The organism is Deefgea salmonis (genome assembly GCF_020531905.1).
Taxonomy (GTDB): Bacteria; Pseudomonadota; Gammaproteobacteria; order Burkholderiales; family Chitinibacteraceae; genus Deefgea; species Deefgea salmonis.
This window is the reverse complement of sequence record NZ_JAJAWG010000006.1, coordinates 113,510-138,937: the sequence shown is the minus strand read 5'-3', so window position 1 is coordinate 138,937 and position 25,428 is coordinate 113,510. Positions and strand designations below refer to the sequence as shown.

At 49.5% G+C, this 25,428-nt stretch carries 21 protein-coding genes; 7 read left to right on the top strand and 14 right to left on the bottom strand.

Annotated features, from left to right (window positions below):
* Window positions 1-14 precede the first annotated feature (14 nt).
* From LG219_RS10740 to LG219_RS10730, 3 genes are all read right to left on the bottom strand, one after another.
* The gene (locus LG219_RS10740; protein WP_226764488.1) at window positions 15-692 is read right to left on the bottom strand and encodes an outer membrane lipoprotein; all 678 of its coding nucleotides are present in this window, start codon (window positions 690-692) and stop codon (window positions 15-17) included.
* 119 nt (window positions 693-811) lie between these two features.
* A complete protein-coding gene (locus tag LG219_RS10735) occupies window positions 812-2,431 on the bottom strand; it encodes a methyl-accepting chemotaxis protein (RefSeq protein WP_226764487.1) in 1,620 nt (539 codons plus the stop codon).
* Window positions 2,432-2,491: 60 nt separating this feature from the next.
* Complete coding sequence (locus tag LG219_RS10730; protein WP_226764486.1) at window positions 2,492-3,334, bottom strand: PhzF family phenazine biosynthesis protein; 843 nt, start codon at window positions 3,332-3,334, stop codon at window positions 2,492-2,494.
* Between the two features lie 111 nt (window positions 3,335-3,445).
* On the opposite strand from LG219_RS10730, the gene ppc reads away from it, so the two are divergent.
* The 3 genes from ppc to murB all read left to right on the top strand — a co-directional run bounded on the left by ppc (window position 3,446) and on the right by murB (window position 8,480).
* Complete coding sequence (gene ppc, locus LG219_RS10725) at window positions 3,446-6,208, top strand: phosphoenolpyruvate carboxylase (RefSeq protein ID WP_226764485.1); 2,763 nt, start codon at window positions 3,446-3,448, stop codon at window positions 6,206-6,208.
* Window positions 6,209-6,236: 28 nt separating this feature from the next.
* Window positions 6,237-6,713: a hypothetical protein gene (locus LG219_RS10720; RefSeq protein ID WP_226764484.1), complete on the top strand. Its 477-nt coding sequence runs from the start codon at window positions 6,237-6,239 to the stop codon at window positions 6,711-6,713.
* A gap of 750 nt (window positions 6,714-7,463) precedes the next feature.
* Window positions 7,464-8,480 carry a UDP-N-acetylmuramate dehydrogenase gene (murB, locus tag LG219_RS10715; RefSeq protein WP_250647297.1) on the top strand — a complete coding sequence of 339 codons (1,017 nt, stop codon included), beginning with the start codon at window positions 7,464-7,466 and terminating at the stop codon, window positions 8,478-8,480.
* Window positions 8,481-8,575: 95 nt separating this feature from the next.
* On the opposite strand, the gene mpl is transcribed toward murB, so the two are convergent.
* On the bottom strand, window positions 8,576-9,949 hold the full coding sequence (mpl, locus tag LG219_RS10710) for a UDP-N-acetylmuramate:L-alanyl-gamma-D-glutamyl-meso-diaminopimelate ligase (protein ID WP_226764528.1): 1,374 nt from the start codon (window positions 9,947-9,949) through the stop codon (window positions 8,576-8,578).
* Between the two features lie 128 nt (window positions 9,950-10,077).
* On the opposite strand from mpl, the gene LG219_RS10705 reads away from it, so the two are divergent.
* Window positions 10,078-11,049 carry a GGDEF domain-containing protein gene (locus tag LG219_RS10705; RefSeq protein ID WP_226764483.1) on the top strand — a complete coding sequence of 324 codons (972 nt, stop codon included), beginning with the start codon at window positions 10,078-10,080 and terminating at the stop codon, window positions 11,047-11,049.
* 157 nt (window positions 11,050-11,206) lie between these two features.
* Here the strand turns inward: LG219_RS10705 and LG219_RS10700 are convergent, their stop codons facing one another.
* The 10 genes from LG219_RS10700 to def all read right to left on the bottom strand — a co-directional run bounded on the left by LG219_RS10700 (window position 11,207) and on the right by def (window position 22,605).
* Window positions 11,207-11,842: a LysE family translocator gene (locus LG219_RS10700; protein WP_226764482.1), complete on the bottom strand. Its 636-nt coding sequence runs from the start codon at window positions 11,840-11,842 to the stop codon at window positions 11,207-11,209.
* Between the two features lie 59 nt (window positions 11,843-11,901).
* Window positions 11,902-13,371, bottom strand: a complete 1,470-nt coding sequence (locus tag LG219_RS10695) for a TrkH family potassium uptake protein (protein ID WP_226764481.1) — start codon at window positions 13,369-13,371, stop codon at window positions 11,902-11,904.
* Window positions 13,372-14,748, bottom strand: coding sequence for a Trk system potassium transporter TrkA (trkA, locus tag LG219_RS10690; protein WP_226764480.1), 1,377 nt, complete (start codon window positions 14,746-14,748; stop codon window positions 13,372-13,374).
* A gap of 82 nt (window positions 14,749-14,830) precedes the next feature.
* The gene (locus tag LG219_RS15435) at window positions 14,831-16,132 is read right to left on the bottom strand and encodes a sigma-54-dependent transcriptional regulator (protein WP_226764479.1); all 1,302 of its coding nucleotides are present in this window, start codon (window positions 16,130-16,132) and stop codon (window positions 14,831-14,833) included.
* The gene (locus tag LG219_RS10680) at window positions 16,125-18,251 is read right to left on the bottom strand and encodes a sensor histidine kinase (protein ID WP_226764478.1); all 2,127 of its coding nucleotides are present in this window, start codon (window positions 18,249-18,251) and stop codon (window positions 16,125-16,127) included. Before LG219_RS10680 ends, LG219_RS15435 begins: the two co-directional genes overlap by 8 nt.
* On the bottom strand, window positions 18,248-18,802 hold the full coding sequence (locus tag LG219_RS10675; protein WP_226764477.1) for a DUF4390 domain-containing protein: 555 nt from the start codon (window positions 18,800-18,802) through the stop codon (window positions 18,248-18,250). Before LG219_RS10675 ends, LG219_RS10680 begins: the two co-directional genes overlap by 4 nt.
* Before the next feature lie 22 nt (window positions 18,803-18,824).
* Window positions 18,825-20,111 carry a 16S rRNA (cytosine(967)-C(5))-methyltransferase RsmB gene (gene rsmB, locus LG219_RS10670; RefSeq protein ID WP_226764476.1) on the bottom strand — a complete coding sequence of 429 codons (1,287 nt, stop codon included), beginning with the start codon at window positions 20,109-20,111 and terminating at the stop codon, window positions 18,825-18,827.
* A 90-nt stretch (window positions 20,112-20,201) separates the two neighbouring features.
* Window positions 20,202-21,065, bottom strand: coding sequence for a zinc metalloprotease HtpX (htpX, locus tag LG219_RS10665; protein ID WP_226764475.1), 864 nt, complete (start codon window positions 21,063-21,065; stop codon window positions 20,202-20,204).
* 29 nt (window positions 21,066-21,094) lie between these two features.
* On the bottom strand, window positions 21,095-22,015 hold the full coding sequence (gene fmt / locus LG219_RS10660; RefSeq protein WP_226764474.1) for a methionyl-tRNA formyltransferase: 921 nt from the start codon (window positions 22,013-22,015) through the stop codon (window positions 21,095-21,097).
* Between the two features lie 86 nt (window positions 22,016-22,101).
* A complete protein-coding gene (gene def / locus LG219_RS10655; RefSeq protein WP_226764473.1) occupies window positions 22,102-22,605 on the bottom strand; it encodes a peptide deformylase in 504 nt (167 codons plus the stop codon).
* A 170-nt stretch (window positions 22,606-22,775) separates the two neighbouring features.
* Between def and LG219_RS10650 the strand changes: the two genes are divergently transcribed.
* The 3 genes from LG219_RS10650 to LG219_RS10640 are packed head-to-tail and all read left to right on the top strand — an operon-like array spanning window position 22,776 to window position 25,422.
* Entirely contained in the window at window positions 22,776-23,843 is a 1,068-nt protein-coding gene (locus tag LG219_RS10650) for a LysM peptidoglycan-binding domain-containing protein (RefSeq protein WP_226764472.1), read from the top strand.
* A gap of 2 nt (window positions 23,844-23,845) precedes the next feature.
* On the top strand, window positions 23,846-24,955 hold the full coding sequence (gene dprA, locus LG219_RS10645; RefSeq protein ID WP_226764471.1) for a DNA-processing protein DprA: 1,110 nt from the start codon (window positions 23,846-23,848) through the stop codon (window positions 24,953-24,955).
* A gap of 8 nt (window positions 24,956-24,963) precedes the next feature.
* Window positions 24,964-25,422, top strand: coding sequence for a DUF494 family protein (locus LG219_RS10640; protein ID WP_226764470.1), 459 nt, complete (start codon window positions 24,964-24,966; stop codon window positions 25,420-25,422).
* Window positions 25,423-25,428: the final 6 nt, after the last annotated feature.

The following is a 25,428-nucleotide window of genomic DNA, read 5'->3' as shown; positions in this document are numbered from 1 at the left end:
GGCGTAGCGATATTTTAGTATTCAACTAATTCTCCGTTGATTAATTTAACCCGTTGCCCAACGCGTAATGCTGGCATGTGTGGGTATTGAATGGTGCGGGTGCTACCGTCGGCAAATTGCGCGGTGACTTCATAATGGGTTTGGGTGTTGACGCGTTTTTCAACTTGATTGCCAATCAGTGCGCCACCGATAGCACCTAAAATTCGGGCGGCGGTTTTGCCGTTGCCTTTGCCGATTTGATTGCCGATCACGCCGCCGGCTGCGCCGCCGAGCAATACGCCAGCGGCAGAGCCCTCGCCATCGGCTTGAATGGTTTCAATGTGGGTAATTTGTCCGCAATTGGGGCAGCTTACCGCGCTATTGCTGGTGGGTACTTTGCTCCAAACGAGGTCAGCAGCGACAGGAACTGGCGTTGGTTTTGGGTGGTATTTGGGTTTTTTGCTGGGTGTGGGCGTGGGCGTCGCGGTTGGTGAAGGTGTTGGGCTTGCGGTCGGTGTTGGCGATGGTGTTGCGGTCAGGGTTGGCGTTGGGCTTGCGGTTGCAGTACTGCTGGCTATCAGCGCGGGGGCACTGGCGCTAGGCTGAGGTGTATTACCGACGTAGCCCAGCCAATGGGCGATGCCGACGCCCGAGGCCAAAATGACAGACGCCGCTGCCGCTAAAATCAGAGGGTGGGTGCTGGTGGTGCTCATTATGCGTGCTCCTTGCTTGGAATAGATTGATTTTGCGCTGTTTTTATCAAGCAAGCTATGACGCGGTGCACAGTCAAAAAAAAGCCCGACGGCTGAGCGACGGACTTGGGCTAGGGCATTTATAGCCGAAATTTATGCACTAAAGTTGCGAGTTGCTCGGAAACGACTTTAATTGATTGCGCTGCGCCGACCGTGCCTTGGGCAGCCGACATGGTGCCGCTGGAAGATTGCGCCACTTCATCGACATCGTTGCGAATCGCCATGCTGGCATGTACTTGCTCAGCCAGTGCATTGCCAATCGCCCCTACCACCAACGCGGTGGCTTCGGTTTCTTGGCGAATGGCCTTGACCGCTTCGCCGCCTTCTTTGGCTTGGCGTATGCCTTCTTTGAGTTGGATGAACATATCATCCATCCGCGTTTTGGCATTCTGGCCACTGCCCTGAACTGCGGTAATGGTGAGGCCAATTTCTTGCGTTGCTGAGCTAGTTCGCTCGGCGAGTTTACGCACTTCGTCGGCGACGACTGCAAAGCCACGCCCCATATCGCCAGCGCGCGCCGCTTCAATCGCTGCATTGAGTGCCAGTAGATTAGTTTGGTCGGCGACGTCGCGAATGACGGCAATAACGGCGGAAATGCTGCCAACGCGCTGCGCTAAGTCATCAATACTGCTTTGGGTGTCGCCAACCGCTTGTTCAATATCGGCAAAACGGGTGACGGCCGATGAAATCACCGTGAGGCCTTGTGCAGAAATCGCGGTGGCCGATTCGCTTTGTTGGCGAGCGGTATTGGCTTGTTTTTCAGCTGAGCGAGTTTGTGCCGCAAATTGCTCTGCGGTATGCGCAATGCGGCTGGCGGCATGGCCTTGCGCTTCAATTAATCGATTGCTGTCTTGGGCGCGTGCCACGATGTCTTCACTGGTGTGGTGTAGGGTGGATACCGCTTGTGATAGCTGCGACATCACGGTGCGTAATGATTCGCGCATGCGGATGACCGAGGCAAAAATACTATGCGGTGCGGCGTTGTCGGCTTCGTGGTGGTTTTGTAAATTGCCATCGGCCACGCTTTGTACCAGTTTTAATACTTCAGCCGGTTCGCCACCTAAGTCATTTAAAATGCGGCGCACGGTGGTGAGCATCAGAAAACCAACAATGCCAGCAACCACCAGACAGATCCAAACTTGCCAACGCGCGTTACTCCAAAAGCGCGCTTGCGCTTCGGCGGAGCTAACGCCGTTGCCGACAATCCAGCCCCAGCGCGGTGTTTTTTGTGCCACCGACAGTAGCTCGACGACTGTTCCGTCGCGCTCTGAGGTCCATGGATAGGCGGTGAGTGCGCCGCCCGATTGATTGAGTGCCGCTAGCGCGATGGCGCCAACGCTGCCGCCTTTGGCATCTTTAAATTCATTAAAGCTGGTGCCGTGCAATTGTGGATCGAGTGGCGTTGCGATGAAGTTGAGTTTTTCGTCGGTAACGTAAACGTATTCAGATTTGTGATATTTGTTCTCGCGTAAAATTTGCGTTGCAATGGCTTTGGCTTGTGTTTCGGTCAGTTGACCGCTGGCGGCTAAGTTTTCTAGCTGAGTAATCGTCAGGTAGGTGCTTTTAAGGAGTTGTTCAATACGTGCTTGATTGTCGCTTGCACTCATATCACGCATGGTGATTAAGCCAACTAACATGACGCCGATTAAGGCGACGAGAACGGCAATGGATAAGGCCCATGCTTTAAATTTAAGTGTCATCGTGAAATCCCATACCATTTGTAACAAAGACGGTGTATGGGCGCTATTATGCCTTGGATATTAGAGATTAATAATACCGTTTCCTAAATAGTTCACTTTACCTGAGCAGCAAATCTGTAGTAATGGGTTGATCTTGATGTTGATCACACACAGCCGGCTAATCAATTTTTGAATGGTATGGCCTTGTTCAATTCTCAGTTGCAACGGTGCTTTGACCCCAGTAGCCAGTAAGTAACTCGCCAGATTGGCAGCGGCAGTGCCTGAGGCAAAATCTTCGGTCACGCCAAAAGGATCTGAGCTAAAGCAACGTGCGGTGAGCAACTCACCATCACGATGCCAAATTGTGGCTTGCACCATGGCTTTGGGGCTGTCTAACGCTTGGGCTAATAAGGCAGGGTGAGGTTGGGCTTGTAAGACGCTTTGCCGAGTCCGAGTTTGAATCATCAGTTGCTCAGCGCCGTTATCGACCCATAAAATCGGATGCACTAGATCATGAACGCTGATGTTAAGTGCTTGGGCGAGTGCCAGCTGGCTTTGGTCGTATGGGCGGGTACTGCCCGCTGAGCTAATAAAATTGTACTCTTCATGGCTATACCCAATCTTTATTTGCCGCGCATTGTCGGTGAGAAGTAAAGACTTGAATTCAGCATCTAAATGTCGAGCAATGGCTGCGGCCCCAATTAAAGCTCGGCCCGAAAATGGCAGTGCGTATTGCTGCGTAAAGCATTGAAGTTGTTTTTTATTTGGACTAAAAAAAGCCACCTCAGTACTGCCCATTTGATAGGCGAGAGCTTGGCAGGTTGCTGTGCTTGGGATGTCATTGACTTCAAAAACCACCAATGGATCGCCAGCTAAAGGCTTCTCTGCGAAAACATTCAGCATGTGAAAGGTATATTGTGGCATGCGACGATGACCTTGAAAGAATGACTTGCTGACACATAGTGACGCAAAAATTGGTATTTTTTGGTAAGATGGAAAAAATATTGTCTTGAATTTCCATAAAGTTGGACTGCCATGCCTGTGAACTTACCTATTGCTGAGAAAGACCAACCCTTAAAGCGAGATCTTGATCTACTTGCTGCCTTGTTGTCTGACACGATTCGTGAACAGGCTGGTGCTGCAACCGCTGAACAAATTGAAGCGATCCGTCAACTTGCATTCCGTTACGTGCAAGGCCATGAGCCTGATGCGGGTAAAGCATTGGCGCGGTCCTTGTCGGTGCTGGATATGCCAACCACCATGGCCTTGGTGCGTGCATTTAGTTATTTCTCGCATTTATCAAATATAGCAGAGGATTTACATCACAATCGTCGCCGCCGCGCGCATAAAATTGCCGGTTCAAAACCCCAACGTGGCAGTATTGCCGCGGTGATTGATGATCTATTAGAACGTAACGTTAAGCCATCTGAAATGTTAGCGTTATTGGCGGATACACTGATAGCACCGGTGATGACAGCGCATCCGACAGAAGTGAAGCGTAAAACCATACTCAATTGTCATAATGCACTCGCTGCCTTACTGACAGAGCGCGATCGTAGCCAGATGACGCCAGAAGAAGTTCGCGACAACCAAGAGGCGATGGAACGGGTCATGCTGACTTTGTGGCAAACCCGCGAAGTGCGCACGGTAAAACTGACCGTGCAAGACGAAATTGAAAATGGCTCAACCTTTTTCCGCAATACCTTCTTGCATGAAATTCCGCGCTTGTATCAAGATTTGGAAGACAAGTTTTCTGATATGACGGGTGAGGCGATTCAATTGCCGAACTTTATTCAAGTGGGTAGCTGGATTGGTGGTGATCGCGATGGCAACCCCAATGTGACGGCCGATGTGATGCGCTATGCCGTTTCACGTCAAGCCGGCGTGGCTTTAGACCATTACTACCAACAATGCTTGAAGCTGGAAGGCGAATTGTCGATGTCGACGCGCTTGGTGGCCGTTGATCAAGACTTATCGATTCTTGCCGAATCCGCCGTGGATGATAAAGCGCGTAAATTGGGAGAGCCTTACCGCCAAGCCGTTTCGGCGATTGCATCGCGTATTTTTGCTACCGCGCTTGAAATTGGTACGTTTCATCATGAATTACACGATGTGGCACGGGCTGCGGCATATCAAAATGTTGGAGAATTGTCAGCTGATTTGGCGACGATTGAACGCTCATTAAAAGCCCATGGTGCGGTGAAGTTAGCCAATGGCCGTTTGCGCCGTTTGCAGCGTGCTGTATCGGTATTTGGCTTTTTCTTAGCGCCAGTCGATATGCGTCAGAATTCGGCGATTCATGAAAAAATGATTGCTGAGCTGTTTCAGCAAGCCGGTTTAGAAGAATACAGCAAGCTCAATGAGCAATCTCGGCGTACGGTACTGCTGCGTGAGCTTTCAAGCCCACGGCCATTAATCTGCCCATACGATGTGACCTATAGCCCAGAAGTGCAGCAAGAATTAGATATCTTGGTCGCTGCCGCTGAATTACAAGCGCGCTATGGTGAGGCCGTATTACCGAATTATATTATTTCTAACTGTGAATCCGTTTCGGATATGTTGGAAGTGGCGGTATTACTCAATGACGTGGGCTTGGTGTCATTGGCACCGCAAGTGCGCAGCAAAGTCAATATCATTCCATTGTTTGAAACCACGCCAGATTTGCGCGATAGCGGCAAAATCATGGGCGAGTTATTTGCCTTGCCACAATGGCGTTTGCTGCTCAATTGCCGCAGTCAAGTGCAAGAAGTGATGTTGGGTTATTCTGACTCGAATAAAGAAGGCGGCTACCTCACTTCCAATTGGGAGCTGTATAAAGCCGAGCTTAACTTGGTCGAAGTGTTTACTGCTGCCGGTGTTACGCTGCGTTTATTCCATGGCCGTGGTGGTACGGTGGGCCGTGGTGGTGGACCGGCTTACGATGCAATTTTGGCGCAGCCAGCCGGTTCAGTGAATGGACAAATTCGAATTACTGAGCAAGGTGAAGTGATTACCGCTAAATATGCCGACCGTGAAGTGGGTCGACGTAATTTGGAGATTTTAGTTGCCGCGACTTTGGATGCCAGCTTTCAGCCTTTGATCGAGCAAACCGATGATGTCTTAGCACGCCGTGTGTTGATGGAGCGTTTGTCGAGCCGTGCGTATCAGTTCTATCGTGATTTAGTCTATGCAACACCTGACTTCATTACTTATTTCTTAGAAGCTACGCCGATTACCGAGATTCCGAATTTGAATATTGGTTCGCGTCCAGCAGCGCGTCGCAATACCACCAGCATTGGTGATTTGCGTGCGATTCCTTGGGTATTCTCTTGGTCACAATGCCGCTTAATGCTGCCAGGTTGGTATGGTTTTGGTACCGCAGTGGCGGAGTATCTCGATGAAACTGGGGAAGAAGGCTTAGCGTTACTGCGTGAGCTGTATAAAACTTGGCCGTTCTTGCAAGTAACGATTTCGAATATGGAAATGGTCTTGGCTAAATCGGATATTGCCATTGCCGAACGCTATTCTGAATTAGTGCAGGATCAAGCGATTGCCAAGCGTATTTTTGGTCGGATTAAAGCCGAATGGCAACGCTCGGTCGATGCCGTGTTGGTGATTACTGAGCATGACCAATTATTGGGAGACAATCCAATGTTGGCGCGTAGTCTGGATAATCGCTTGCCGTATTTGGATCCACTCAATCACTTGCAAGTTGAATTACTCAAGCGAATCCGTAGCGGTGATGATTCGGAAGAATTACGCCATGCGGTGCATTTGACCATCAATGGGGTTTCAGCCGGTTTACGCAATAGCGGTTAATTACTCGCAATAACAAGGAAACGCCATCATGCGCCCAGTAAAACGATTGTTTGCTTGTGGCTGTATGGTGGCGTTTTTGCATTCTGCGCCCACTTGGGCCTTACCCAGTCACTTTAGCGATAAAGTCGAGGCGGCTTTGGCGTGTCGCAGTGAATGGTCAACACAGTGGTGGCAAAGTTATTTTCGATTGCATTTGGACACGCCGATCCGAGTCTGGGGTGGGGCGCAATGGTATGCCGGTAAAAATGCACAATTAGCGGGTAATTTAGCTCAAGAAGTGTTTGTAAATACCCCGGAATCTGGCGCATTAATGGTTGGCGTATTGATTAATTCACCGGTGGCTGCGGTTAGAAAAAATATCGAGGAACGACTTGGGGTGCGTTTTGTCGAGCTGGCCGGGCCCTATCCGCGGTTTTTATCGCAATCTGGCAGTGTTTTAGTGCCGACGTCGGCAGAGCAAACCAAATGGTATTGCGCGCGTTGGCATTTGGGTAACCGGCCATAGTAATACCACTTTCCGGTGGTTAATATTTTAATTCAGCCCGTAAGATTATTACTTGGTTGTTATATTTGTGTAATAAATCGTTTGTTTTTTAGCCGCCGGATTCAGTAATGGTTTGGGTTACTTTTAAAAGTGTCGGAAATACGCCCTTTTTTTTTGATATTAACCAATTTATTTGTTTCGTTTTAAACTACATCATTATTCGATGATGTTGCAGTGCAATATTTTATTTAAGCCCGATGAGCTATAAATCAATGCACTTTATTGGCGTTTTGGTGCACTGCACCAGTGGCGAGTTTGAGCTGTTTGGCAGTGCTGCACGCGGATGGTTGAGCGCATTTTCCGATTATTATTTTTGATGAACGAGGCGCTTGACAGAAAAAATACTTTGTTACTAAATAGACTTTGTCGTGATCAAAAATATAATTTTGGCGCGATACAATCATTAAAAATGAATAATTATTACATTAATCTTTCATTTTTAAGGTTGCGGCAAGACCAGTTCGATTGCGCGGGTAATGCCAAAAATAAAGAGGATGGAGACTAGTCATCGTTAGGAATAAAAGCGTGAGCGGCGTTGATGACTCAAGCTACAGAGATCAAGTCATGCCTTAGGGCGGCACTGAACCCATCAGGGTTTGCGTTGCTGACTGAGTGCATGATGCCTATCAACCCTTCCACCTGTGGAGGGGTTTTTTATTTATCCCACACGTAAAGTGGTGGATAATCGCCTTTTGCTTTGTTGTGATGATTATGTCTGCTTCATTAAGCCCGCGTGCCAATTTAAGCGCAATGAATACCTTGGGTTTGACTGCCTATGCATCCCGAATTTTACCTCTACAGTCGATTGAGCAACTCGAATCATGGCGACTTGATCCTGAGTTAAATACGCTGCCATGGCTGATTTTAGGTGGCGGTAGTAATTTGGTGTTGTCCGAGTCGCTAGATCGAGTGGTGCTCCATGTTGAGCTCAAAGGCAAGCGTTTACTGCGCGAGGATGACGAAGCGTGGTACGTCGCAGCAGCGGCGGGTGAGCTGTGGCATCCATTTGTGCAATGGACCTTGGCGCAAGGCTGGGGCGGGTTGGAAAACCTGTCTTTAATTCCGGGGACGGTTGGTGCGGCGCCAGTGCAAAATATTGGCGCTTACGGCGTTGAGCTTAAAGACACGCTGGATCATTTAACCGCTATTGATTTAAGTAGTGGCCAGATGCAACAATTTAGCGCCGCTGATTGCCAGTTTGCCTACCGCGATAGCTTTTTTAAGCAATCAACAACGCCTTGGCTGATTTGTGAAGTGGTGTTTCGCTTACCCAAAAATCATCAAACCAAAACCAATTATGGTGACATTGCGAATGCTTTACAGGCGATGCAATTGCCAGCAACGCCAAGCACCGTTTCGCAAGCTATTTGCCAAGTTCGACAAGCCAAATTGCCCGACCCAGCGGTGATTGGCAATGCCGGCAGTTATTTTAAAAATCCCATCGTCAGTGCCGCGCATTATCAAAAATTACAGGCGCGTTATCCGCAAATGGTGGCGTATGCCTTGGCCGATGGGCAGTATAAATTGGCTGCAGGCTGGCTGATTGAACAAGCCGGTTGGAAAGGGCGGCGCTTGGGGCCGGTTGGCATGTATGAAAAACAAGCTTTAGTCTTGGTCAATCACGGTGGCGCAACCGCCGCCGATGTGCTGGCTTTGGAGCTAGCAGTGCAGGCCGATGTCGCAGCGCTATTTGAATTGGTTTTAGAGTCTGAACCGGTTAAGTGCTAGGTATATACCGCTAGGCTATATAGATTATTGCTTAGAGAGCGATACATAGGTATCGCTCTCTTTTTATATCGAGTAGGACTTGTCGTACTTTACTGTTAAGCCAAAGCCTTGAGTAAAGCGTCATGGATGCCAGCAAAGCCACCATTACTCATCACTAAAATATGGTCTCCTGCTTGCGCATTGGCCGTGATCGCTTGGATTAATGCCGGTATGTCATTAAAGCTTTGCGCTTTATCACCGAGTTCAGTCAGTGCTTCGCTGGGCTCCCAGCCCAAATTGGCACCATAACAAAAGACTTGATCAGCAGCCGCTAAACTGGCGGGCAAGGCCGCTTTCATCGTGCCGAGCTTCATGGTATTTGAGCGCGGTTCAAGCACGGCCAAAATCCGCGCTTGGCCGACTTTAGCGCGTAGCCCAGCAATGGTGGTGGCAATGGCTGTTGGGTGGTGGGCAAAATCATCGTAAACGGTGATTTGATTCACGCAGCCTTTGACCTCCATGCGTCGTTTGACATTGGCAAATTGCCCCAACGCTTCAATGGCAACACTGGGTGTAACGCCCACATGGCGTGCCGCCGCAATCGCCGCTAAGGCGTTGTGCGCGTTGTGCTCGCCCATCAGCGCCCAGGTTAAACGGCCTTGCGCTTGACCATCAAGTAAGACTTCAAAGCCATCTGAGTACACTGTACCCACTTGCCAGCCGTGCTCGCTGCCAGCAAAAAATTCAGTCTCACTCCAGCAACCGCGATCGAGTACGCGTTGCAAGCTGGCCTCTTTGCCATTCACAATCACGCGCCCTTGGCTAGGAACAGTGCGAACGAGGTGATGAAATTGGGTTTCAATTGCCGTTAAATCAGCAAAAATATCGGCGTGATCAAATTCTAAATTATTTAAAACGGCGGTGCGTGGGCGGTAATGCACGAATTTACTGCGTTTATCAAAAAATGCCGTATCGTATTCATCGGCCTCAATGACAAAAAATGGCGAGGTGCTATGCGGATCTTGGCGCGGCGTTTGCGGCAAGCGCGCCGAAATGCCGAAGTTCTCAGGGATGCCACCGATCAAAAATCCGGGGGCCAAGCCAGCGTATTCTAAAATCCACGCCAGCATGCCGGTGGTGGTGGTTTTTCCGTGCGTACCGGCAATGGCCAATACCCATTTGTCTTGTAAAATTTGTTCGCCCAGCCATTGCGGGCCAGAGGTATAGGGCAGTCCTGCGTTTAAAATCGCCTCCATCAGCGGCATACCCCGTTTAACGACATTACCCACGACGTATAAATCAGGTTGTAGCGCCAATTGCTCAACGCCAAAGCCTTCGATGAGCTCAATGCCGAGTGCTTCAAGCTGGGTTGACATCGGCGGATACACATTGCTATCGCAACCGGTCACGGTATGACCTGCCGCACGTGCGAGTGCGGCAATGCCGCCCATAAAAGTGCCGCAAATACCAAGAATATGAATATGCATAATGGAGATAACCGTAGTGCCCGTGGCGAAATGAAATGAAAATGACTGTTTTTGAATAATGGACTTGGCGAAGTATGCGCATGTCCTTACAATCGAGACCATAGTATAAACCAACGCTAGGCTTTAACTCCATGACTCTGTCCACCCCAGTTAATCCGGTGGAAATTGCCCGCATTGCACTTAAGCGGCTTTCTGAGCGCGCTTTGCCGCCAACGCCTGAAAATTACACCCAATTTTATAACGCCATTTTGACCATCAAGGCACCAGAAAGCAAAACCGCCAGCGAGATGCAGGTGGCTTGGCAAGTTTTGTATAAGCTCGATGATGCCACAGAAGGGGCGAGCTTACTGACCGAAAGCTTATTGGAAAATTTGGCCGATTCTAGCCAAGTTTTTGAGCAAAAACTCGGCGACTTAAAGCAAGTACGCCAAGCGCATGTGGCGCAGCAAGTGAGTATTGAAGAAACGCAAGCGTCTTTAGAAGACATGCTCAATGTGGTGATCAGCACCACGCATAATGTGCATTCCACCGTAAGAACATCGCATAGCGATTTACAGACGATTCGTGATTCGATTCGGCATATTGAAGAAGATTTAGCATTTAATCGCAAAGTCCTCGAGCAAGACGCCTTAACCGGGGCTTTAAATCGGCAAGGACTCGATCATTTATTGCTGCGTGAAGTCAAAAGGGCGCAGCGCATTGATGGCCGCTTAACCGCCGCGATTATTGATTTGGACGACTTTAAATTAATTAACGATCGATTCACGCATTTAGTCGGTGATCAGGTGTTAATTCACGTGACCAACCTCACCAAAGCGGTGCTGCGCGAATCGGATGTGTTAGTGCGCTATGGTGGCGAAGAGTTTTTACTGCTCCTTGTCGATACCGATGTTCGCGGTGCCAGTTATGTGATTGACCGATTGAAATTGGTGGCCGGCCGAACACCGTATATTCACCATAATCAAAGAATTGAAGTGCGTTTTTCTGCGGGGATTGCGCAGTTAAAAGACGATGAGAATGGCCGCGCCTTATTGCTGCGTGCGGATGAAGCTTTATACCGCGCCAAGCAATCGGGACGGGGCAAGACCGAAATCGCCGATTAAGCGCAATCTTGCCCGAGGCGCTGCTGGGGGTTGGCGGCTCTGGGGCGGATGCTGCGTTACCAAGAAGCGCTGCGTAGAAATCTACGCTGCGCGCACATACCTTGCCTTGGGCCAAAATACCTACCAGCGCAGTTGGCAAACCCAATGTCAACAGACCCTAGTTTAGCCAGAGGGCGAGATAGCCATTACGCAGCACGAGCACGGCAAAATACACATACAGCAGTGCCGAAACTGCATGGCAAGCTTGTTTGAAGCGATTGCCCATTACTTGGCCGCCGTGGTGGCTGGCGATCACAAGCCCTAAGCTCCAAGCGACGCCGCCAATAAAAAAGCCGAGTAAAAATGCCGCGCTACTGAACCAAGTGCCATCGGTGGCTTGCGCGATCAGCGCACCGCCGACCGCAGCAAACCATAAAATTGACGTTGGTGAGGCCAAGGCCAGCATCAGTCCACGGCCAAATAAATGATGCTTGGCCGGCAAAGGCGGATGGGCGGTTTCGGCTCGCTGGGCGTCTTGTAATGCTTCTTTGGCCATTTTCCACGCCAAATAAATCAAAATACTGCCACCCCCCAGCCAAGTAACCCATTGCACAGCCGGAAACTGTAATAAATAGCGCATACCGAGCAAGGCCAAAATGGCGTAGAACAAATCGGCAAAACAAGAACCGAGTCCCAAAATAAAGCCAGCACGGCGGCCGTGCTTCATGGCGACATCAATCATGGCGACATTCACCATGCCAATATCTAAGCACAGTGATAAAGACAGCAAAATACCGGTAAAGAGTGTTTCCATGGTTTTTCTTTCGTAGCGAGTTAAAGCGTATTGCAGGCATTAATGCGGTGAGTGGGGGATTAACTCCGCCAAAAAGCTCGGGTAAATAAGATTAAAACCGAGAATATTTCGAGTCGCCCCAAGAGCATTGCAAAGCTACATACCCAAGTTTGAAAATCAGTTAAGCCCGAATAATTACTGGCAGGCCCCACTTCACCAAGGCCAGGGCCGGCATTATTAATGCAGGCAATGATGGCGCTAAAGCTGGAAATAAAATCCAAGCCAGAAAGTAGTAAAGCAAAAGTGAGCACCACAATGCTGGTGAAATATAAAAAGATAAACCCCATCACCGAGGCCAAAATCGAATTGGGGATGATTTGACCGTTAACGCGTAAAGGATGAATCCCTTGTGGATGCAGCAGCAATGACATTTGCCGGCCGACTTCACGTGTTTGGATAATGGTGCGGATCATTTTAATGCCGCCACCGGTGGATCCAGCACACGCCGTAATCGATGACAATAGCAACATCACTAAGGGGGCAAAAATCGGCCATTGGCCAAAATCGACACTGGCAAAACCGCAATCGGTGGCAATTGAAATCAAATTAAAGGCAACGTGACGCAATGCCGTAAGCAAATCCGGATAGGTCTGCTGCCAAACTAAAAAGAAACTTAAACCGGCAATGCTCGATGCGATCAGCAGCAGCATGGCTTTGAACTCAGAGTCGTGCCAATACACCGAGAGTTTGCGACCAGATAAAGCAAAATAATGCGTGGCAAAATTAGTCGCTGCCAATAGCATAAACAGCATCAAAATGCCTTCAATCAGCGGCGAATTAAAAAAACCGACGCTGGCATCATGGGTAGAAAACCCGCCAAGGCTCAGCGCGGCAAAAGCGTGGCACACCGCGTCAAACCAGCTCATACCACCCACCCAACGCAGTAGCAGCGCGCACAACACCGTGAGGCCCGTATAAATCAGCCACAGATTGCGGGCGGTTTCGTGAATGCGTGGCGTGAGCTTACTGTCTTTGATTGGGCCCGGGGTTTCGGCTTTAAATAATTGCATACCCCCCACCCCTAATAGTGGGAAGATCGCTACAGCTAAGACGATGATACCCATACCCCCTAGCCAATTGAGTAAGTGCCGCCATAGATTAATTGATTCAGGCAGATGGTCCAAGCCCACCATTACCGTGGCACCCGTCGTCGATAATGCCGACATCGTCTCAAAATACGCATTGGTAAAAGACAGTTGCGGGTCATACAGCATCAATGGCACTGCCGCGACGGCAGGCAGCGCGGTCCACAAACTCACGACAAGAATAAAGCCATCTCTGGGCAATAATTCTCGTCGGTAATGCCGAGTGAGTAAAAATAAGCCCACGCTAAATAGTTGTAAGCCAATTAAAGCTTGGATAAAAGGCAGTAAAGCCGCGTCTTGATGCCACCACGCCATTGCAATGGGCACCAGTAGACTCAGTGAAAATAGCATCGACACCCGGGCGACGATATTGACGGTGGGTAATAATTTTTGCGCTAATTGCATTTAGAAAAACCCTAATGAAACCGCAAACAACTTCTCAACGTCACGAATATGGCTTTTATTATCAATAAATAAAATCACATGATCGTTGTTAAGAATCACCGTGTCGTGATGCGCCATCAAAACGGTGTTGTCGCGAATCACCGCCGCCAAATCAGCGCCTTGCGGCAATTTGATGTCCTCGATTTTACGGCCAATGACTTTGGAGGTATCCGGCGTGCCATGGGCGATCAGTTCAATGGCCTCGGCTTCGCCGCGACGTAGGCTATGCACTGCGACAATATCGCCTTGGCGGACATGCGCCAGTAATGCGCCAATGGTGATTTGCGCTGGCGAGAGCGCAACATCAATTTTGCCGCCTTGCAATAAATCAACGTAGCGCGAGCGGTTGATAATCGACACCACACGGTGTGCGCCCATTTGTTTGGCGAGTAAGGACGACATGATATTGTCTTCGTCGTCAGATGTGAGCGCCAAAAATAAATCGCAGCGATCGACTTGCTCGTTTTCAAGTAAGTCTTCGTCGGTGGCTTGGCCGTGCAAAATCAAGCAATCAGTGAGATGTTCAGCCAGCCATTGCGCCCGCTCGCGATTATTTTCAATCAATTTAATGGCGTAACGTTTTTCGATTTGTTTGGCCAGTCGGTAGCCAACATTGCCGCCGCCACAAATGGTAATGCGGCGTATGGGTTTGATTTGAGTACAAAATGCACTCATCACGCGGCTGACATCACGACTTGCCGCCAGAAAAAAAACTTCGTCGCCGGATTTTAAACTCACCTTGCCGTCCGGTTTAAGGCGGTGATTACTGCGATAAATCGATACCACGCGGCACTCGATCGGGTTGAGTTGCCGAGCGAGATAGGCTAAATCTTGCCCATCCATTTGCGAGCCAGCTTCAACCCGAACGGCGATCATTTTGGCTAAACCATCGGCAAATTCTAAGACTTGCAATGCTTCAGTGGTTTCAATCAGGCTGACTAAATAGTCGGTGACAATTTGCGCGGGGGTAATGACGTGATTAACGGCAAAGCCACTGTCGTTAAACAGACTTGGGTAGCTCAGTAGATCTTGCTCGCGGATTCGCGCTAAGCGAATCGGCACATTGAATAAATCGTGGGCGATTTTACACGCGACGATATTCACTTCGTCATAGGGCGTGACCGCAAGTAGTAAATCAGTATCTTCGATGCCAGCGGCGATGAGGGTTTTTGGGCTATTGGCTGAACCCAATAAGGTGCGTAAATCCAGGCGATCAGCCAGTGGTTTCAGTAAGCTGGCATCGTTGTCCACAATGGTGACATTGTAGCGTTCATGAACGAGTTGTTCGGCGACCGAAGAGCCGACTCGTCCGGCACCTAAGATTAAAATATTGGGCAAAATAACCCTCACTGGATGAATTAGCGGCTTAAAAACAAAAATCGGCCACAATATGGCCGATTTTTTGCGTCAGTATCGTGATTTATTGCTCTTCAACGACGCGTTGTTTACGCGGCATCTGGATACCTAATTGTTTTAACTTACGGTAAAGATGGGTGCGCTCTAAGCCGATTCGCTCGGCGACACGACTCATATTACCGTTGGATAACTCAATTTGGCGCTCTAAATAAAACCGCTCAAATTGATCGCGTGCTTCACGCAGCGGTAAATCAAGATCAATTTGCGGTAGCGGCATAGCTTGCTGCGTTACGCCTAAAGTCGCCTCTTGCGAATTAGGTGAAAGTTGCGTGAGCAGACGGCTGACCGGCAAGATATCAATATCACCATCGCGACCGGTGAGGGCGAGACTTTTCACCACATTGGCCAGCTGATCAATATTGCCCGGCCAATCTTGTTGGCTGAGTAATTGCAAGGCTGATTTAGAAAAGCGCCGTGGTCCGAGTTTATTGCTGGTGACTGTTTGTGCTAACAACACTTCGGCCATCGCAGGGACGTCTTCAGCATGCGCACGCAAAGGCGGAACCGCCAAGATGATTTGCGTGAGTTGACGCAGCAATTCAGGTTCGCACTGGCCAATGAGCTGATCGAGTGGCCGACTGGAGGCAGTGACTAAGCGGATTTTGTATTTTTCCAGCTTAGGCAGCAAATTGAGCAAGCCGGTTTGCGCTTTACGATCTAGCCAAGCGATATCACGAACAAAAATCGTCCCGCCAGTCGCACGATTGAGCAAGTCTTGCGGCGGCAAGGCGAGTTCTTCATTGGAACTTGGCGAGATAAACGGCGTGTTAGGGCGGGTTAAATGCCGCGCGCACGTTTCAAAACCGGATCCTGGTTCGCCGGTTAATGTGATAGGCAGGGTTTGGCTTGCAACCTGGTCAAGCGCCTCACGCAGCGAAGTAATCGCTGGGCTATTACCGAGGCTCTGCAAACCCTGATTGGGCTTTACCTGATTCACTGGCTGTGAAAAAGCGCGTTTGACGGTGGCCAGTAGTTTTTGCAAACCGATGGGTTTTTCAAGAAAATCAAGCGCTCCAATCCGGGTTGCTTCCACTGCGGTATCCACAGTGGCATGGCCTGACATCATCACGACGGGCATGGTGAGTTGACCATTGCGCGCCCACTCTTTGAGTAGTGTCACACCGTCAGTGTCGGGCATCCAGATGTCCAGAAGCACCAAACGTGGTTCACCTTGGTTACGGTATTTGCGTGCAGCCTCTGCATTTTCTGCGAGTGCAACGCTATACCCCTCATCCAGCAAGATTTCAGATAGAAGTTCGCGGATGCCGATTTCGTCGTCGACGATTAAAATATCTTGATTAGCCACTAGTTGTTTCCTCCCAGAGCGGCAGCTCGATCCTAACAAATGCACCGGTGGAATTACCCACCTGAACGCGCCCGTGATGTTCTTCGATAATTTTCTTCACGATTGCTAAACCTAGACCTGTACCTTTGGCCTTTGATGTAACGTAGGGCTCAAAAACACGTGGCAAGAGTTCAGCTGGAAAGCCTTTGCCGCTGTCTTCAATATAAAGACGTGCCCATTTTTCGTCTTTTTCCACCAGAAGGCAAATCCTTTGCTCTGCAGCATCGGTAATTGCATCCTGGGCGTTTTGTAGCAAGTTATGAATGACTTGCCGCAAATGCGTTGGGTCGCCATTAATCATCAGGGGCCCGTGTACTTTAAAATCGAGCATGATGGGCGACGCTTCGTACAATACCAGTACTTCGTTAAGTAATTGCATCAAATCTAGTGGGCGTTTTTTGCCCGATGGCTTGCGGGCATAGTCCCGGAAGGCATCGACCATTTGCTTGAGCGCAGCCACTTGTTTGACGATGGTCTGCGTATTTCTGCGTAAAAATTCAGCGCCAGCTGGGTCGAGTTTTTCAACTAGCTTCATTTCCATACGCTCGGCGGAGAGCTGAATCGGCGTGAGTGGGTTTTTGATTTCATGGGCTAAGCGGCGGGCGACTTCGCCCCATGCCGCATCGCGCTGCGCTGATAGCAGTTCAGTAATGTCATCAAACACCATCACGTAGCCGTGTAAATCATCACTGCCATCGATTTTTTGCGTTAACCGCGTACCACGCACCAACAGCACGCGTTTTTCGGCGTCGAGCTCAATTTGCCGCTGCCACACTTCATCGTCAGATAAAAAGCCATGAATGGTATGGGCAAAAAACGCGGTGAGGTTGGGGTAGGCTTGATTCCATTTCGAGAGTGGTAAATCGCCAATTCGACTTGGATCTAGCCCTAAAATTCGTAAAGCACTGTGATTGGCCGATTGGAGGTGCCAGTCTTCATCCAGCGATAATACTCCTGCTGATAGTGAAGCTAAAATCGCTTCAACATAGGCTTTGGCTTCGGCTTGTTCGGCTTGATTGTGCTCTAGTGTGTCGCGCGCATCAGAGAGCTGCCGAGTCATTCGGTTAAACGAGTGGGTTAAAATCCCCAGTTCATCGCGGCTAATCACGGGATGTTGTTGGGTAAAATCGCCTTGTGCGACGGCTCGAGTGCCTGCTGCCAGCACCGATAACGGGGCGGCGAGTTTGTCTGAGAGGTAAATCGCTAAGGCCAAAGCACCCAAAAGCGCCATGGTGAGTGCCATGGTGAGTGTGAGGCTAAAAATTAACTTGAGTCCCTCTCTGGATTGCGAGAGTTGCTTGTATTCCCCTCGAACTTGCTCAACTAATTCGGCGTCTTGTGCCAATTGCTTGGGAACGGGCTGGAGTAATTGCAAAAGTTTGACGCGATTGGAGAATTCACTGCCGGGCAATTGCACGATAACGCGCATCATCAAGCCATTAACTGGGTCTGACTCAATGGCTTTGTAACTGCCTCGTTCGGCCTCGGTAATGATTTTTCTATCCGGTAAACTGGGTACTAAACTGGCGTATTCATTGCCAATATGGGCGTGCACTTGGCCATTATTGTCAAACAGCGTGATCTCTTGAACGCCAGTTTGATCGCGTAATTTGGAGAGCCGCTCCAATAAAGCACTCAGGCTATTGTCGTGGATGTCCCAAGCGATCACGCTGGCTTTGCGTTGTAAGTCATTGAGCTGGTAATCAATCGCGTTGTGGCCCAAATTCAGGCCGCGATCAAGGGCATTATCCACCCGAACATCAAACCAGGTTTCGATGGAGCGATTTAAAAATTGTACCGAGAGTGTGTAGACCAAGGCGCCCGGTAGTACTGCGACCAAGGAAAACATCAAGACCATACGAATGGTGAGCCGAGAGCCAAAAACTTTGCTTCTCACTCGTTTAAGTAATTGAGTGAGTCGAGAGCCGACCAAAATGGCCAGTGCAATCAACAGCAGGGCATTGAGCGCTAAAATCAGCTTGTAGTATTGCGAAGATTCTGAGGTATTTCCCGAGGCCGATGCCAAGAGAAATAATAAAACCGTACCCAAAACGCCGAGAAAAATTAAGAGTTTTTTCATGGCACAGGCTCGGCAGAAGGGCTGCTAACCGGGCGCTGTAATTCATGCCAGCCCGAATCGAGCACCCAATCTTCATCACCTAATGCGGTGAGTTGATACGATTTGGGTAGCAGTGAATGATCTAAACGAAAGCGGATTTTGCCAGCAAAGTCTTCGTTATCAATATTGCTGCCCTCTAGTACCGTCCAGCCGCGAATAATACTCAGCGCCACCAGCGCCTCGTCAGCGCTATTGAAGTTGCGTGTAAGGCCACTGGTGTTGAGGCGGTATTGTCGGGTGAGTGGTTGGTAACTTAGGCGGTAGGTGATGCTGGCCGTGGAATTAAAGCTGTCGGCTAAATTGCGATACCAGGCATAAAATTTAGGTTTTGTAAGTTTAAATTCGTAAGTAAAAGGCAGTGACAGCCCATTTTTTAGCGCGGTTTCTATGTCTGGCGACAACGTGACCAAGTAACGTCCCGCCAGTTCGATATGATTACCGTTAAATTCAACTTCGGACTTGATGGTTTTGATGCTGCCTGCTTGCGCGTAATAAGCGCATAGCAGCAGCATGACACCCAATAGGTATCGCCAATTACGATTTAGAGAAAAGCGCGTAATAAAAACCATCATGTTCCGCGGTGGGTAATAACTGACCATCGATTGACTGGCCATTCGGTAATGCGCTGGCGGGTAATTCTAAGCGTTTTGCATCAGGATGACGCAGCGCAAAAGCCTCGGCTGAAGCGGCATTTTCTATAGGAAAAACTGAGCACGTAGCGTACAGCAGTTTGCCGTTTGGCGCTACGAGCGGCCAGAGTGCATCCAATATTTTTGCCTGCTGGCGAGCAAATTTTGCTAAGTCATCGTTGCGACGTAACCATTTAATGTCAGGGTGACGGCGAGCAACGCCTGTTGCCGAGCAAGGTACATCGGCCAATATTCTATCAAATTGCTTACCGTCATACCAAGTATCTGGGGTGGATGCATCGCCTTGCAGTAAGGTCGCGGTTTTATTGACGCGCTTAAGGTTGTCTTTAACGCGCTGTAGGCGGCTGGCATCGTTATCGAGTGCTGTTAATGTCACTTGCGCGGCTTCTAAAATATGGCAAGTTTTACCGCCGGGCGCGGCGCAAGCATCGAGTACGGTTTGCCCGTCGTGTAAATCGAGTAACTTGGCGGCAACTTGCGCGCCCCAGTCTTGTACGGAAACCCAGCCAGCAAAAAAGTGTGGTAAAAAATCAACACTCACTGGACGTTTTAAAATAATGGCCAACTCGTCGAGTGCGCTCGCTTCAATATTGGCCGCGCTTAGGAGCGCCAGATAGTCATTTACTGAGGTATGCGCCGGATTGACACGCAGCGTCATCGGCGGATGTTGATTATTGGCGATAAGGATCGCTTCCCATTCTGTTGGGTAAGCCGATTTCATGGTTTTAATCCACCAAGCAGGGTGTGAATACAAACCCACTTCATTGGCTTGCGCACGGCGGACTAATTCGTCTTTACCGCGTAAAAAGCTACGTAACACGCCATTGACAAGGCCTTTGCCAAAGCCGCTGCCGGTTTGCGCTGCGACTTTGACCGCATGGTCAACAATGGTGTGCGATGCCGCACGTGTGAATTGCAGTTGATAGACGGCAATGAGCAACAGCGCTTTGAGTTCAGGCTCATGCAATGGACTGCGCAGCAGCTGTTTTAAAACCCCCTCTATTAGACCCAATTGACGCAAAGTGCCATAACAAATGTCTTGGATCGCGCCGCGTTGGCCCGATTCAAGGTCGGGGTTGCTGCGCCAAACGGCATTGAGGGCTTCGGTTAGATTTTGACCGGCCAAAACATGGGCGACGGTTTGCCCGGCTAATTTTTGGGTAATAAACATAATAAGCTTCCAAATAATGAGCCCGACCAAGTGTCGGGCTGTAGGGTATTGAGTGGGAGATCTTTTTTTATAAGGTCTACAAAGATATACCTATCCGGTGTATCTGATATTTTGTTGCGCCATAGCGCGTAAACGTGCTACCCGTTCACTGGTGAGTGGGTGAGTACGAAATAAATTTTGTAAGCCACCACCATGCAGTGGATTCACAATCATCATCTGCGCGGTTTCTGGGTGCGCTTCTGCCGCGTGCATTGGAATGCCACGCGCAAAAGCTTCAATTTTGGTGAGTGCATCGGCCAGCGCCGCAGGGTCGCCAGAAATGCGCGCGCCACCGGCATCGGCTTCAAATTCACGCGCTCGGGATATCGCCATTTGAATCACACTGGCGGCCAATGGTGCCAGCATGGCAACCGCAATGCGGGCAATGGGATTGATGCTGTGTCCGTTGCTATCGCGGCCGCCAAAGAGCATGGCAAAATTAGCCAGCGCAGAAATAGCGCCAGCCATGGTTGCGGAAATGGTTGAAATTAAAATATCACGATGCTGTACGTGCGCTAATTCATGCGCCATCACACCGCGTAATTCTCGATAGCTGAGCGCCCGCATAATGCCGGTCGTGGCGGCTACTGCGGCGTTTTCAGGGTTGCGTCCAGTGGCAAATGCATTGGGCTGGTCTTCATCGATCACAAACACTTTGGGCATCGGCAAGCCCGCGTTGCGAGCCAGTTCTTCGACCATGGTGTAAAGCTCTGGGGCACTTCGCGCATCGACTTGATGCGCGTTATACATTTTGAGCACCATTTTATCGGAGTTCCAGTAGGCAAAAACATTCATGCCGCCACCAAAAATCAGCGCCATTAGCATCCCGCTTTTGCCGCCGATTAAGCCGCCAATCAGCATAAACAAGGCCAAAATTGCGGCCATAAGAACCGTGGTTTTAAACCAGTTATCCATGTTTTTGGCTCCGGTTGATGTGAACGAAATTAAGCACCCAATTGTTGACCGATTGCTAGTGGCGAGCCGCTTAAAAAAGCCGCCGCGCTGAGGCGTTTGCCGCCGGCTTTTTGGAGTTCAGTGACACGCAGCGCGCCCTCACCGCAAGCAATAATCAGCGCTTCTTTCTCAATGGCAATCAATGTGCCCGCAGCGCCTTGGCCTGCAATGGCGCTCGCTTGCCAAAGTTTGATGGTTGCGCCATCTAGCGTGGTTTGCGCGCTAGGGAAGGGGTTGAAGGCGCGGATTTTTAACGCTAACTGACTGGCCGATTGCGTCCAATCGATTTGGGCTTCTTCTTTTTTGAGTTTTTCAGCATAGCAAACGCCAGCTGTCGGCTGAGGGATTGGCGTCAAATCCGGTAGCTGATCCAAAGCATTGACAATGGCGCTGGCGCCTTGTTGCGCTAATTTGTCATGCAAGGTTTGCGCGTTGTCATCGTGCGTTATGGGGGTGATATGGACCGTGAGCATATCGCCAGTGTCGAGCCCAGCGTCCATTTGCATAATGGTGATGCCGGTTTCGGTGTCACCTGCCATGATCGCCCGTTGAATTGGCGCGGCACCACGCCAGCGCGGCAGGAGTGAGGCGTGGATATTTAGGCAGCCTAAACGGGGCAAATCAAGGATGATTTGTGGCAGTATCAGACCGTATGCCGCAACCACCATGACGTCTGCCTCGATACCCAGCAAGGGCGCTTGCTGTTCCGCCGTACGAAGTTTTTCGGGTTGATACACGGGAATCTGATGCGCTTGAGCCACCATTTTGACTGCCGAGGGGGTGAGTTTCATGCCACGGCCACTGGGACGATCAGGTTGTGTCAGAACCAAAACAATCTCGTGTCCAGCGGTAATCAATGCTTTGAGTGCTTCAGCCGCAAAATCAGGGGTGCCAGCAAATATAATTTTCATGGGATTGTGCGTAAAAGTGAATGGATGTGAATGCCCTCGTCAGGTGCGAAGTTCAAGTTGCCGATTAGATCTAGATCTTCGATCAGTTACATCGTGCGCTTTTGGTTTTTTTTGATTTTTTGAAGAATGCGATTGAGTTTGAGGCGCGATAGTTTTTCAACAAAAATTTTACCGTCGAGGTGGTCCATTTCATGTTGAATGCAAATCGCCAGCAAGCCATCGGCTTCTAGCGTAAATGCTTTGCCGTGCCGATCGAGTGCTTGAACGGTGAGTGTTTGCGCACGCTCAACTTCTTCGTAAATGCCTGGTACCGAGAGGCAGCCTTCTTCGTACGCGGTGTGACCATCGGCAATGATGATTTCTGGGTTGATCAACACCAGTAAGTCGTTTTTTTCTTCAGAAATATCGATGACAACCAAGCGCTGATGAAAGTCAACTTGCGAGGCGGCAAGGCCAATACCCGGTGCGGCGTACATGGTTTCTGCCATGTCATCGATTTGGCGTTGCAGAACTGTATCAAAAACAGTCACGGGCTGAGCGATTGTGTGTAAGCGCTCGTCGGGATAGTGCAGAATGTTTAGAATTGCCATGTGTGCTTGCTAGACCAAAAGTTGATATGCAGAATTAAAAATAGAGATAATGTATAGCGTTGTATTATATTCGATATGGGTCGGGGTGGTTAGATATCAAGATCATATCGGTGAACTTCTTTGAATTTTTGCTTGCAAGGTCGACGACCGGTAAGCTTTGGGCTTAAATAATGATGCGTAAATCCATTGTATCGCTGCTATTAGCGGTTGGTTTTTTATCCGCGCCTGCCGTGGCAGATGAATTGAAATTAGCTAAAAATGCACCGGATCGGTATGTGGTGGTGAAAGGCGATACATTGTGGGGAATCTCCGGTAAATTTTTAAGCCAGCCTTGGCGCTGGCCAGAAATCTGGCAATTAAATAAAACCGACATTAAAAATCCGCACTGGATTTATCCTGGCGATGTGATTGTATTGGATACCTCAAGCGGCCAACCGCGGCTTAAATTATTAAAAAATCAAAAATTTGACGGGCGCAGCGGCAACGGTAAATTAAGCCCGAGAATTCGCGAAACCACCTTGAGTGGCAATGCGATTGCGAGTATTCCTTACGCCTCAATTGAGCCTTTTTTGAGTAAACCGTTGGTGATGAGTGTCGAGGACTTTACGGCTGCGCCACGGATTGCTGCAGGACCTGATAGCCGCTTATTGTTTGGCCCGAGTGATCAAATTTACTCGGTGGATTTGGTTGATGCCCAGCCCGGTGAGACATGGCAGGCATTTCGCAAAGGTAAACCTTTGATCGACCCCGAAAATCCTAAGGAAGTGATTGGCATTGAAGTGACTTACCTCGGGGATGTTCGGGTTAAGCGCGAGGGCGACGTGACTACGATGATCGTCGGCAATAGCCGAGAAGAGATTTCAGTCGGCGATCGTTTAATCCGCTCGCCAGAAAAGCAATTCATTAATTATGTACCGCACTTGCCAGCTCATGCCATCGAAGGCAAAGTGATTTCTACGTATGGTGGCTCGACCGAAGCGGGCTCTTTAACCACCGTAGTACTGAATCGCGGTGCGCTTGATGGTTTGGATATGGGCACGGTGCTGTTTAGTTATAAAGCGCCAAGATTGATTGCTAAAGAAACCAGCGCCGAACCAACACGATTCACGCCACCGATTAAAAGCGGCAATTTATTCGTGTATCGCGTTTTCCCCAAAGTCGCGTATGCGCTGGTGATGGACAGCACATTGCCGATTAATGCCGGCGATACTGCGAAGGCGAGTGCTGCGGTAGAATAAAATTGCTCACCGCTGAACTTCAAGCTTGGCTACGACTCTCCCTCATCCCTGGGTTAGGGGTTCGTAGCCAATTGCATTTATTGCGCGCTTTGGGCGAACCCGAGCAGATTTTTGCTGCGCCGCGCAGCGCATTTAAAAATCTAATTTCTCCCCAACTCATTGACGCCGTGTTGACCACTTGTGTGCCAAATCATGCAGGCATCGTTGAGTTAACCCAAGCGTGGTTGCTTGAACCTCAGCATCATTTCATCACTTTAAATGATGAATTGTATCCGGCTTCTTTGTTGTCTCTACCCGATCCCCCCATCGTGCTGTATGCCAAGGGGGACTTGAATTTACTTAAAAAGCCCGCACTCAGTATAGTAGGTAGTCGAAATGCCACGCCGCAGGGGATTGATCATGCTGAGCAATTTGCTGCGCATTTATCCAGTGCGGGACTGTGCATTGTCAGTGGCATGGCCAGTGGTATTGATGCTGCAGCACATCGTGGTGGATTAGCCGGCCGTAGTTCAAGTATTGCAGTGGTGGGAACAGGGCTTGATCGGATCTATCCGGCCAGTAATCGTCAGCTTGCCCATCAATTGGCGGCCGAAGGTTTGATTTTGTCGGAGTTTGCGTTGGGCTCGCCGCCATTGCCGATGCATTTCCCACAGCGAAATCGAATTATTGCCGCCTTAGGTTTGGGCTGTTTGGTGGTTGAGGCGGCATTGGGTAGTGGCTCATTGATCACGGCGAGGCAGGCCGTTGATCTTGGTCGTGAAATTTTTGCAATCCCAGGCTCAATTCATTCCCCGCAAGCGAAAGGTTGCCATGCTTTGATTAAGAGTGGTGCTAAGCTTGTTGAGTCTGGAGATGATATTTTGAGTGAACTTTGTTTTGGTAATGATTTATTCTCAGTGGCCGCTACGCCTAAAAAACAGCCACAGCCGTCGGTGGCTGAGGATGCGTTTTGGCAGGCTTTGGGCTGGGATCCTGTGGATATTGAAACTTTAATTCTGCGAACTGGCTTGACGAATGCCGCGCTGTACGAGATTCTGTTGGGTTTTGAATTGGAAGGGAAGCTGGCTTCTTTGCCTGGCGGACGCTATCAACGCATTGGCGGAGGGGTTTAATACAGATTATGTTAGAAGTGCTTGCTTACCTTTTTGAGCAGTTTTATAACGCAGACGGCTTGCCTGATATGTCTCAATTGGCCAAGAAATTATCTTTGGCTGGCTTTGAGGGTGAAGATATACATGATGCGCTGACGTGGTTATCTGAGCTCAAACAAATTGATGTTGCACCCTATAAATTACTCGATTCCAATGAATTTGGCTTTCGCTCCTTGCATCCGATGGAGCTAGAAAGACTGAGTGAAGACGCGGCAATATTTATGCATTCTTTAGATGCCACACGAATCTTGAGTGCGGGCGAGCGCGAATTAGTCCTTGATCGACTTTGGCGTGAACCCGATGGTGAAGTCGCGCTAGAAAGAATTAAATTAATAGTTTTAATGGTGATTTGGCAAAAGCGTGACGCTTTAACCAATCTCCTAATCGAGGAGTTGCTGTTTGGCCGTGAAGGTTTTGCTCTGCATTAGACCGCG